The following is a 10,717-nucleotide window of genomic DNA, read 5'->3' as shown; positions in this document are numbered from 1 at the left end:
ATCGAAATTTTACTGAAATTTATTTTTAATCCTTTCGGTCTTTATCGCCAACAACATTTTAACCGTAGAGAGAAAACGTTTGAAACACGCATATTTAGCACTTTCCCTAGCCACCATATTAAATACACCACTTAATGCTTTTGCAGCCGAAGAATCAAAAACAACAAAAGATGGCGCAATAGAGCGCATTGAGGTGGCAGGCCAAGTTATTAAATCTCAAGGTCTTTCGGTTAAAAACGCCACTGTAGACGGCCCGTTTGGCGACAACTTAGCCCTACAAGATATAGCCCGATCAGTAACACCAATTTCAAGCGAGTTAATAGAGCAACTCAATATTACGACTTTACAAGACGTGCTCGCAGTAAGCCCTAATACCTATTCAGCCAGTGGTTTTGGGGCACCCAGTTTACCTACTATTCGTGGGCAACTGGGTGAGCTTTTTCAAGATGGTACACGCCGTCAAGCTGGTAATAATGGCTTTGGTGTGCCGTTATCGTTCAACTCTATAGAACAGATAGATGTAGTAAAAGGCGCGCCACCAGTATTATTTGGCTCAAGCCAACGCAACGGTGGTTTTGTAAACTTACATTCTAAAAAAGCATCTACGGATGAAAGCAAAGGCAAAGCAACTGTATCTGCAGGTCGATGGGATCAATACAGTGTCTTAGTTGATTACAGTGCACCCATTGTAAAAGACAAAGTAGGTTTTAGAGTCAGCGCTGAACATATTGATAACGGCAGTTACTACGATTTTTCGGGAACTAAAAGCGACAGCTTATTTGCATCATTACGTGTATTACCCGATGACAAAAGCAGCTGGGATATTAACTTTGAGTTATACCAAGTTGAATTTACCGATAACGCCGGAATTAACCGCCCTACTCAAGCGCTAATAGATAGTGGCCTTTATATTACCGGCCAAGGCGTGCAAGCAAATGGCAGCACAGTACCGGCAGCAGGTTCAATAATCTCACCAACTGGGCAAGTAAAAATAGATCGCAGTACAGTGCTTACCGATCCTGATAATCAAAACGAAGCCACTACTTATTTACTACACAGCATTTATAAGCGTGAACTTTCCAACAATGCATCAATAAAAAACATTACGTATTTTCAGCACTTACAACGCGAAGAAATTGCACAAAATAGCTTTGTTGAAATTATAGATGGTGCCGATACCGCGCAAAACCGTACCGAGCTTACCTATCTTTGGAATAGCGACCAGCAAACAATTTTTGCATTTGATGTGCGTTATAACCGCGTATTAGGCTACAGCCAATTTACAACAGAAGCCGATTTACCTATTGATTTAACAGGCCCACTTTCAAACCGCCGCATTCCTTTAACTGATGTACAACAAGCGCGTTTAATTGAAATTAGCCCAGGTATATTTGTATCCCCTGGTGGTCAATATGATATTAATAATGACGGCAATGGCGACTTTAACTTATCAGACACTACCGATTCGCGCTCATGGCAAACAGGCTTTGCTATTCAGCAGGATTCTGATTGGACAGATAAGTTTCATACAAGTGTTGGCTACCGCATTGATTTTTATGACGTAGACGCGCACGACCCAATAGCACCAGAGGGTGAAATTGCAGCTCGTGATAGCATTAACGATAAGCTACATTCAGGGCAAGTAAGCTTTAACTACCGATTAAACGGTGATTACACCACTTATGGTGCAGCAAGTTACAACGAAGCCACATCAAATAGCATGGCTGGCGGCACGTCTCTTGGTGGCGACAACACGATTAGCGCGCAAAACTTTTCAACCGAAAATACTTTAGTTGAATTTGGTTTAAAATACGCACCAACCGACAGTGATTGGTACGCCGATGGAGCAGTATTCAGCCAACGTCGTAGTTTACGTAATCGCGATGGTAGCAATACCGGCATTCGTACTACCGGCTTTGAAAGCCAAGTATTTTATGATGCTTACCCTTATTGGCTAAGTGCTGGCTACAGCTATATTGATGCTCGCTACGATAATTCTGCAAGTAGCCAAGATTCAGCTCAAGTAGCCGATGCATTTGACAACTCACGTCCAGATATTATTGAAGGTACCAGTGTTGGCGCACCTAGTTTTACTCCATTTGCACGCTCTAATCGCCAAGTTCAAGGCATTCCTGAGCAGTCGTTCAGTTTTAACGGAAATTATTCAATTAATTCGAAATGGCAAACGGGTTTTTCAGGTCTATATACAAAGAGTTACCCATTAGACTTTTTGGCGACAGTTAAGATTCGTGATCAGTACACATTAAACGTTAATACTAGCTATGCTTTTACGCCTAGTACTAAGTTACGTTTAGATGTAAACAACGTAACGAATCAAAAAAACTGGCGCCCTGTATTTGAAGGCGGTTACTTTGGTGCAACATTGGCTTTTCCTGAGTTGCCAATAAACGCAAAGTTAACCCTTACGCATAGTTTTTAAGAGAGAGAACATGATTAAAAAAATATTTTTATTATTGATTGCAGCTGCCGCTATCGGCCTGTTCTTTCATTTTGACTTACACCAACTACTTACACTTGATGGCTTAAAAGGGTCGATGGATCAATTTAGCGATTACAAAGAGCAATCACCGCTACTTGTTATTGGTGGGTTCTTTTTATTGTATGTAGTGGTAACGGCTCTCTCTTTACCGGGCGCGGCTATTTTAACACTTGCCGCAGGTGCATTGTTTGGTTTAGTTGAAGGCTTATTGGTTGCCTCTTTTGCATCAACTATTGGCGCAACACTTGCCTTTTTAGTATCACGCTACTTACTACGTGACACTATTAAGCAACGCTTTCCTGAGCGCTTAGCTGCAATTGACGCAGGCGTTGAAAAAGAAGGTGGTTTTTACTTATTCACTCTTCGTTTAGTGCCTGTGTTTCCGTTCTTTTTAATTAACTTATTGATGGGTGTTACTTCAATAAAGTCGTGGACTTATTACTGGGTAAGCCAAGCAGGTATGTTAGCCGGCACATTTGTATTTGTTAATGCAGGTACACAGCTGGCGCAAATAGATAGCTTATCTGGCATTTTATCGTTCAACTTAATTTTATCATTCGCTCTATTGGGTATTTTCCCTTTCATTGCAAAAGGAATCTTAAACGTGTTTAAAAAACGTCGAGTATACAAAAATTATACTAAACCTAAAAAATTCGACCGCAACATGATTGTTATTGGTGCTGGGGCTGGTGGTTTGGTAACAAGTTATATTGCTGCTGCTGTTAAAGCAAAAGTAACTCTTATTGAAGCGGGCGAAATGGGCGGCGACTGTTTAAACTACGGTTGTGTTCCAAGTAAAGCAGTTATTAAAAGCGCTAAAATTGCAGAGCAAATTCGCCACGGCGAAAACTACGGTCTAGAAAACGCAACACCGCAGTTTTCGTTCAAAAAAGTAATGGCACGTGTACACAAAGTTATTGCAGATGTAGCACCACACGACAGTGTTGAGCGCTACACCGACTTAGGCGTAGATGTAGTAAAAGGTTACGGTAAATTAATAGACCCGTGGACTGTAGAAATTAAACTTAACGACGGTGGCACGCAAACACTCACCGCTCGTACTATTGTGATTGCCACTGGCGCACGCCCATTTGTACCGCCACTACCTGGTATTGAAGAAACAGGCTATGTAACAAGCGATACATTGTGGAATAAATTTGCAGAGCTAGATGAGGCACCTAAAAAGCTTGTAGTACTTGGTGGTGGTCCAATTGGTAGCGAATTAGCACAAAGCTTTGCACGTTTAGGTTCAAGCGTTACGCAAATTGAAATGGCAGAACGCATAATGATCAAAGAAGACCTAGAAGTGTCTACTTTTGCTCACGAAGCGTTAACCGAAAGTGGCGTTAATATTTTAACATCGCATCAGGCACTGCGCTGTGAAGCCCGCGATGGTAAAAAATTCATTATTGTTAAACATAACGACAAAGAAATCGATATTGAATACGACGAGCTATTATGTGCTGTTGGCCGAAGTGCACGCCTTAAAGGTTACGGCCTTGAAGAGCTTGGCATAGAAACAAACCGTACTGTTGTAACTAACGAATACCTTGAAACGCTATACCCAAATATTTTTGCAGCAGGCGATATTGTAGGTCCATACCAGTTTACACATGTGGCAGCCCATCAAGGTTGGTACGCAGCGGTAAATGGCTTATTTGGTCACCTTAAAAAGTTTAAAGTAGATTACCGTGTTATTCCGTGGACTACGTTTATTGACCCAGAAGTTGCACGTGTTGGCTTAAACGAGCAAGATGCAAAAGACAAAGGCATAGACTTTGAGATTACTCGCTTTGAATTTGAAGAGCTAGACCGTGCAATTACCGACAGCGCTACAAAAGGCTTTATTAAAGTAATTACACCCAAAGGCAAAGACAAAATACTCGGTGTTACTGTGGTCTCTGAGCACGCTGGCGACTTAATAGCTGAGTTTGTACTGGCAATGAAACACGGTTTAGGTCTTAACAAAATACTCGGTACTATTCATAGTTACCCTACATGGGCTGAAGGTAACAAATACGCAGCAGGTGAGTGGAAACGCGCTCATGCACCTGAAAAAGTGCTTAACTTGCTTGAAAAATACCACACTTGGCGTCGAGGTTAATTATGCTTAAAACACCTCTAAAAGCATTACTACTTGGCTCGGCTTTAGTTGCAACATCGTTTGCAACTTCATTTTCAGCCCAAGCCCAGAGCATGCACGATAGCTGGAATACATTGTTAAATAAGCACGTTATCGAAATTAACCAAGGTCACAGTACTGAGGTTGATTACGCTGCCATAAAACGTGAGCATGCACAGCTAAAAACGTATTTAGATTCGTTAACGGCTGTAACACAAAGCGAATTTGACGCATGGGAAAAGCCTAAGCAACTCGCTTTTTTAATCAATGCTTATAATGCGTGGACTGTTGAGCTTATTTTAACTAAGTACCCTGATCTCAAGTCAATTAAAGACTTAGGAAGCTTTTTTAGCTCACCATGGAGTAAAGAGTTTGTGCCATTACTTGGCAAAACTCGCAGCCTTGATGATATAGAACATGGTTTAATACGTGGCAGCGGTAAATACAACGACCCACGCATTCACTTTGCAGTAAATTGCGCGAGTATTGGTTGCCCAGCGCTTCGAGAAGAAGCGTATACAGCCACTGATTTAGAAAGCCAATTGCAAGAGCAAACAGTGCGCTTTTTATCAGATATGACACGTAATATGGCTCAAGAAAATACGCTAAGCGTGTCTTCAATATTTAAATGGTACGGCGATGACTTTGAAAAAGGTTTTAGAGGTACAAATACGCTACAGCAGTTTTTCTTGCAATACAGCGATGCTCTTAAACTGATACCCGCTCAGCAAAAAGCACTTAAAAATGATGACATGAAAGTTGAATTTTTAGACTACAACTGGGATTTAAATGTTCGCCATTAAGTTTTGGCAAACACTGACGCGATACAGCTTTTGCTGTGTCGCGTTTTGCGTTTGTACAATCGCAAATTTAGCTGTTTTTTCGAGCACTGCGTTTGCTAATACCGTTATTAACTCAAATAGTAAAAGTAATTTAGTAATAAACACACAACAGGGATCTCGCTGGCAACAAGTTCAAACACTTGGTAGCAATCAATATGTATACTTTTATGCATGGGGCGGCGACGCGCAAATAAATGCCTATATTCAATGGGCTGCAAAACAAGTTAAAACTAAGTACAACATAAACTTAGTACATGTAAAATTAAGTGACACCAGCGAAGCAGTAAGCCGTGTACTTGCCGAAAAATCAGCAAACAATAACAACCAAGGCAGCGTAGATTTAATGTGGATCAACGGGGCTAACTTTGCCACCATGAGCGAGCACTCTCTTCTTTTAAAAGAATGGGCGAATAAATTACCTAACTTTGCATTAACTGATCCGGCTAACAACCCTGCTGTAAACTTTGATTTTGGACTACCCACCAATGGAATGGAAGCGCCATGGGGGCAAGCGTCACTTACGTTTTATTACGACAGCATTGCAATAAATGGTAATGCAAACAACAAATTGCCGACTACATTAAACGAATTATTAAACTGGAGCGCGCAAAATCCTGGTCGCTTTAGTTACCCAAAGCCGCCTGACTTTTTAGGCATGAGCTTTTTAAAGTACGCCTTAGTTGTACTGCATCAGCAAAGCAGCGAAAACATTAAAGCGCAGCTAAACCAACCAGCTACTACTAAAAACACGGCGCAAGTGTTAACCCCTTTGTGGGAGTTTTTAAATAAACTACACCCAACTCTTTGGCGCGGCGGCACTCATTTTATGCAAAGTGGTGCGCAAATGCGCCGCCTAGTAGACGATACAGAGCTCAGCTTAGCCTTTACTTTTTCTGCACCAGAAGTACCGGCAGCTGTAAAACGGTTTGATTTACCAAACAGCATTCGCAGCTATGCAATGAGTGATGGCAGTTTAAGTAATACCCATTTTGTGGCAATCCCTTACAATGCAACCCACCAGCAAAGTGCGCAATTAGTGGCTAATTTTTTAATGAGCCCAGAGGCGCAAGCTGAAAAACAAAAAGCGCATATATGGGGCGATAAAAGCGTACTTATTCAATCAACGCTAACGCCTGATCAGCAAGCCTTATTTAAAACAGCTAAACCGCATCCAAGTGCACTGCCTTTAAACAGTATTAAACGCACATTGAGCGAACCTCATCCAAGCTGGGTAAACGCCATTATGCAAGGTTGGCAAACCCGTTATGGAGTAAGCCAATGAGCGTTATTTCAAAAAGTGTACCAGTAAATACCAAAGCAACAACGCAGTGCAGCACCGATATGTTTACGCGCATTGTAAAATTTAGCCCGCGATTTTTACTCGCTTTACTTATACTACCCGTACTTGGTGGCTTAATTAGCGTATTGCTGCCTGCCTTTGGTTATGCGCCCGTACTTGAGCAAACAACGTTTAGCTTGCAAGGTTTTAATGCCCTTTGGCAAACACCGGGCCTTACCCAAATGGTTACCCTAAGCGTTGCAACAGGCTTAATAAGTACACTACTTGCGTTTATCATTACCTTAATGATTTTAGCTGCGTTTTTTAATAGCCCTTGGCTTAATCGAATTCAGCGTTTATTGAGCCCTATATTAGTGATACCTCATGCCGCAGCGGCTATTGCAGTAGGGTTTTTAATTGCCCCTTCAGGTATGATTTCACGCTTAGCGTCGCCTTGGTTGAGCGGCTGGGAACTTGCGCCAAACGGCATGTTTCCGCATGATTCGTTCGGTATTAGTATAATTTTGGGCTTAACACTCAAAGAGCTGCCTTTTTTACTATTAATGGCACTGGGTGTACTTGCCCAACCTGAGCTTGGCAAAAAGTTACGCCAGCAACACAAGGTTGCGCTTAACTTGGGTTATTGCCCAATGACCGCCTTTTTTAAAGTAATACTGCCCAGTCTTTATCCGCTACTGCGTTTACCGCTTTTAGCCGTATTGGCTTATGCCAGTGCCAGTGTAGAAATGCCACTTATTTTAGGCCCAAATACACCGCCAACACTCGCTGTAGCTATCATGCATTGGTTTAACGATGTTGATTTAAACCTGCGAATTAAAGCCTCAGCAGGTGCTTTATTACAACTGGCTGTTACAGGCGGGTTGTTAGCGCTTTGGCTTGGCGCAGAAAAGGCTGTAAAAGTGTTATTTGGTGACTCTCTTACTAACGGAGTGCGTGAATACGGAGGATTTTATTGGCAAAAAATAACGGTAGTACTCACCGCATTAGTAATTAGCTTTATACTGTTGTCACTTATTGGTTTAGTTATGTGGTCGGTTGCCGGCTTTTGGCGCTTTCCAGATGCAATGCCTGAACAATTTACGCTACTGCATTTTAAAAGTGCGCTAATGCAAATGAGCAGCCCACTTTTTAATACGCTAGCAATTGGTTTAGTAACCACACTATTTGCCATTATCCTTACTTTATTGTGCTTAGAATCAGAGCAATTAAGTGACAAGCCTATTTCTCGCTTTACCAGTTTAATTATTTACTTACCGTTATTAGTACCCAGTATTGCCTTTTTGTTTGGGCTAGTATGGATACAACAACTAGTGAATAACCAAGCCGCATTTTTTAATGTAGTACTTACTCATTTACTGTTTGTGTTGCCTTATGTGTTTTTGTCACTTGCGAGCAGCTATAGGCGCTTAGATCCTCGTTTTTCTCATGTTGCAGCAAGCCTAGGTGCAGCGCCATGCAAGGTGTTTTTTAAAGTAAAACTACCTCAGTTGTTTGCTCCTATTTTAATTGCAGCCGCACTGGGCTTAGCCATTAGTTTTGGGCAATACCTACCCACGCTTTTAGCTGGCGGCGGGCGAATAGCCACAATAACAACCGAAGCCGTTACGCTTGCCAATGGCGCAAGCAGACGCACCAGTGCCGTGTACGCTATTATGCAAATGGCGTTGCCACTTATTGGATTTATATTGGCATGGGGTTTACCTAAATACTTTTTCAAAAGCGCACGTATTTAAAAGTGCGCAAATTTAAAGCACCCATGTTTAACATTATCAGGGTTAAGGTTTTTTTAATGCAGTCATCATTACAGATTAAAAATTGTCAGCTTTATCGCCAAAATGAGTTGCTACTTAGCTTAAATGAGCAAGTTAATGGCGGTGAAATTCTAACTATTATGGGCCCTTCAGGCAGTGGTAAATCAAGCTTATTAAATTGGCTTACAGGTACTTTACCAAGTAGCTTTAAGGCCAATGGTGAAGTATGGCTTAACGGTCAAAATATCGATAACACCCCTCCACACTTGCGCCATATTGGAGTGCTTTATCAAGACGCTTTATTGTTTTCGCATTTAACGGTTGCTGGTAACATTGCCTTTGCAATGCCCAAAGGTAATAAAAAACAACGCCTTGAAAAAATAGAACACGCACTTGAGCAAGTAGGTCTTAAAGACATGGGCAATCGCCATCCCGATAACCTCTCTGGCGGACAACAAGCCCGTGTTGCATTATTACGTATGCTGCTGAGCGAACCTAAAGCCATTTTACTCGACGAACCCTTTAGCAAACTCGACACACAACTGCGTGTTGATACACGCGAGCTCGTGTTTAGCCAAATACGGGATCACAAACTACCCGCAATAATGGTAACCCACGACCACAGCGACGCAGAAGCTGCAAATGGCACACTCATTACTCTAAGTAGCGCACTTTAATACATGATTTTAATACATAGCTTTAAACGCATAAGGCACCAAACATGTTAGACAAATATATTACCCCTGTAATAAAGCCGCTGTTAACACCGGTTGTAGCATTAATGCACAAGCGCGGTATAACGCCCGACCAGCTTACCGTAGTTGGCTTTTTAGTTGGATTATTAGCGGTGCCATTACTGGCGTTTGAAATGTGGTACGGCGCATTAGTGGCCATTGCTTTAAATCGAATTTTAGATGGGCTTGATGGCGCATTAGCACGCTATGCAAACCAAAGTTCAAGCGCAGGTGGTTTTTTAGACATTACGCTCGACTTTTTATTTTACGCGGCTATTCCACTTGGGTTTATTTTGGCAAATCCTGAACAAAATGCGATTGCAGGCGCTATATTGCTTGCCACATTTATTGGCACGGGTTCAAGCTTTTTGGCATTTGCGATTGCAGCCGAAAAATTTAAACTCGAAAAACCGCAATTTAAATACAAAAGCTTTTATTACTTAAACGGCTTAACAGAAGGTACTGAAACAATAGCGCTATTTATTGCATTTTGTATTTGGCCGCAGCATTTTGCCATTATGGCGAGTATTTTTGCTATTGCGTGTGGCATAACCATTTTTACCCGTATACATGGTGGTTATCATACACTTAAGCAACAAGAAGCTGGTGCTAACAAAGCAACTGAAGATACCCTTAGCAGTGCAAATTCTGAGGTAATAAATGACTAACGAAATATGGTGGCGCTTAGGCTGCTTTTTTAGCATTTTAGTTATTATGATGCTGCTTGAATCGCGTATGCCTGCGCGTACATCTCCCATTAAAAGCAGCACTCGTTGGTTTGCTAATTTTGGATTAGTGTTTGCATCATCAGTTATTGCGCGCTTAGTGGTCCCTATTGGGTTAACTGCCGTGGCACTTTATAATCAAGAACACGGCATAGGCTTATTTAACCAAATCGCCATGCCAAGCGTAATAACTATTGTTTTAAGCATGCTATTACTCGATATACTCATTTACTGGCAACATAGGTTATTTCATAACGTACCTATTTTATGGCGTTTGCACCGTGTACACCACGCCGATGCACACGTAGACACCAGTACAGGCCTGCGCTTTCATCCTATCGAAATTATACTTAGCATACTTATAAAGCTCATTGCAGTTACTGCCTTAGGTGTACCTGCTATTGCAGTATTAATATTTGAAATAGCACTTAATGGTTTAGCATTATTTAACCATGCAAATATACGCCTACCCAATGCAATAGAAAAACCACTGCGTTTAATATTAATGACGCAAATATTGCATCGTATTCACCACAGCCAAGTAGTTAGTGAAACTAACTCAAACTATGGTTTTAGTGTAATTTGGTGGGATAAATTATTTGGTAGCTACAAAGATAAAGCAAAAAAAACCGACGCAGATATAAATATTGGCTTAAAAGAATACCCAAGCCAAAAGCAAAATGCCTCATTGTGGGGTTTATTGATTATGCCATTTAAAAATAAGTGAGCATAAGCTCACTTAT

8 protein-coding genes are annotated in these 10,717 nt (G+C 41.4%); all 8 read left to right on the top strand.

Going from position 1 to position 10,717, the window contains the following annotated elements; all coding sequences use genetic code 11:
- The first annotated feature begins 79 nt into the window (after positions 1-79).
- The 8 genes from GQR46_RS10200 to GQR46_RS10165 are packed head-to-tail and all read left to right on the top strand — an operon-like array spanning position 80 to position 10,701.
- A complete protein-coding gene (locus GQR46_RS10200; RefSeq protein ID WP_165740880.1) occupies positions 80-2,440 on the top strand; it encodes a TonB-dependent receptor in 2,361 nt (786 codons plus the stop codon).
- A gap of 10 nt (positions 2,441-2,450) precedes the next feature.
- Positions 2,451-4,604: a bifunctional TVP38/TMEM64 family protein/FAD-dependent oxidoreductase gene (locus GQR46_RS10195; protein WP_165740879.1), complete on the top strand. Its 2,154-nt coding sequence runs from the start codon at positions 2,451-2,453 to the stop codon at positions 4,602-4,604.
- Between the two features lie 2 nt (positions 4,605-4,606).
- Positions 4,607-5,425 carry a DUF547 domain-containing protein gene (locus GQR46_RS10190; protein WP_165740878.1) on the top strand — a complete coding sequence of 273 codons (819 nt, stop codon included), beginning with the start codon at positions 4,607-4,609 and terminating at the stop codon, positions 5,423-5,425.
- Positions 5,412-6,746, top strand: a complete 1,335-nt coding sequence (locus GQR46_RS10185; protein ID WP_165740877.1) for an ABC transporter substrate-binding protein — start codon at positions 5,412-5,414, stop codon at positions 6,744-6,746. Before GQR46_RS10190 ends, GQR46_RS10185 begins: the two co-directional genes overlap by 14 nt.
- Positions 6,743-8,497, top strand: a complete 1,755-nt coding sequence (locus tag GQR46_RS10180; protein ID WP_165740876.1) for an ABC transporter permease subunit — start codon at positions 6,743-6,745, stop codon at positions 8,495-8,497. The genes GQR46_RS10185 and GQR46_RS10180 overlap by 4 nt, the downstream gene beginning before the upstream one ends.
- Before the next feature lie 56 nt (positions 8,498-8,553).
- Positions 8,554-9,192, top strand: coding sequence for an ATP-binding cassette domain-containing protein (locus GQR46_RS10175; RefSeq protein WP_165740875.1), 639 nt, complete (start codon positions 8,554-8,556; stop codon positions 9,190-9,192).
- Positions 9,193-9,236: 44 nt separating this feature from the next.
- Entirely contained in the window at positions 9,237-9,917 is a 681-nt protein-coding gene (locus GQR46_RS10170) for a CDP-alcohol phosphatidyltransferase family protein (protein ID WP_165740874.1), read from the top strand.
- A complete protein-coding gene (locus tag GQR46_RS10165; RefSeq protein WP_165740873.1) occupies positions 9,910-10,701 on the top strand; it encodes a sterol desaturase family protein in 792 nt (263 codons plus the stop codon). Before GQR46_RS10170 ends, GQR46_RS10165 begins: the two co-directional genes overlap by 8 nt.
- Positions 10,702-10,717 lie beyond the last annotated feature (16 nt).

This window comes from Pseudoalteromonas sp. Z1A6, from assembly GCF_011378745.1.
GTDB classification, from domain to species: Bacteria; Pseudomonadota; Gammaproteobacteria; order Enterobacterales; family Alteromonadaceae; genus Pseudoalteromonas; species Pseudoalteromonas arctica.
The sequence above is the reverse complement of the archived record's forward strand: the minus strand, read 5'-3'. Positions and strand labels throughout refer to the sequence as shown.

Excerpts from the sequence above, each read along its gene's own strand:
- GQR46_RS10195 (WP_165740879.1), top strand. The coding sequence starts at position 2,451 with ATGATTAAAAAAATATTTTTATTATTGATTGCAGCTGCCGCTATCGGC.
- GQR46_RS10190 (WP_165740878.1), top strand. The coding sequence starts at position 4,607 with ATGCTTAAAACACCTCTAAAAGCATTACTACTTGGCTCGGCTTTAGTT.
- GQR46_RS10185 (WP_165740877.1), top strand. The coding sequence starts at position 5,412 with ATGTTCGCCATTAAGTTTTGGCAAACACTGACGCGATACAGCTTTTGC.
- GQR46_RS10180 (WP_165740876.1), top strand. The coding sequence starts at position 6,743 with ATGAGCGTTATTTCAAAAAGTGTACCAGTAAATACCAAAGCAACAACG.
- GQR46_RS10175 (WP_165740875.1), top strand. The coding sequence starts at position 8,554 with ATGCAGTCATCATTACAGATTAAAAATTGTCAGCTTTATCGCCAAAAT.
- GQR46_RS10170 (WP_165740874.1), top strand. The coding sequence starts at position 9,237 with ATGTTAGACAAATATATTACCCCTGTAATAAAGCCGCTGTTAACACCG.
- GQR46_RS10165 (WP_165740873.1), top strand. The coding sequence starts at position 9,910 with ATGACTAACGAAATATGGTGGCGCTTAGGCTGCTTTTTTAGCATTTTA.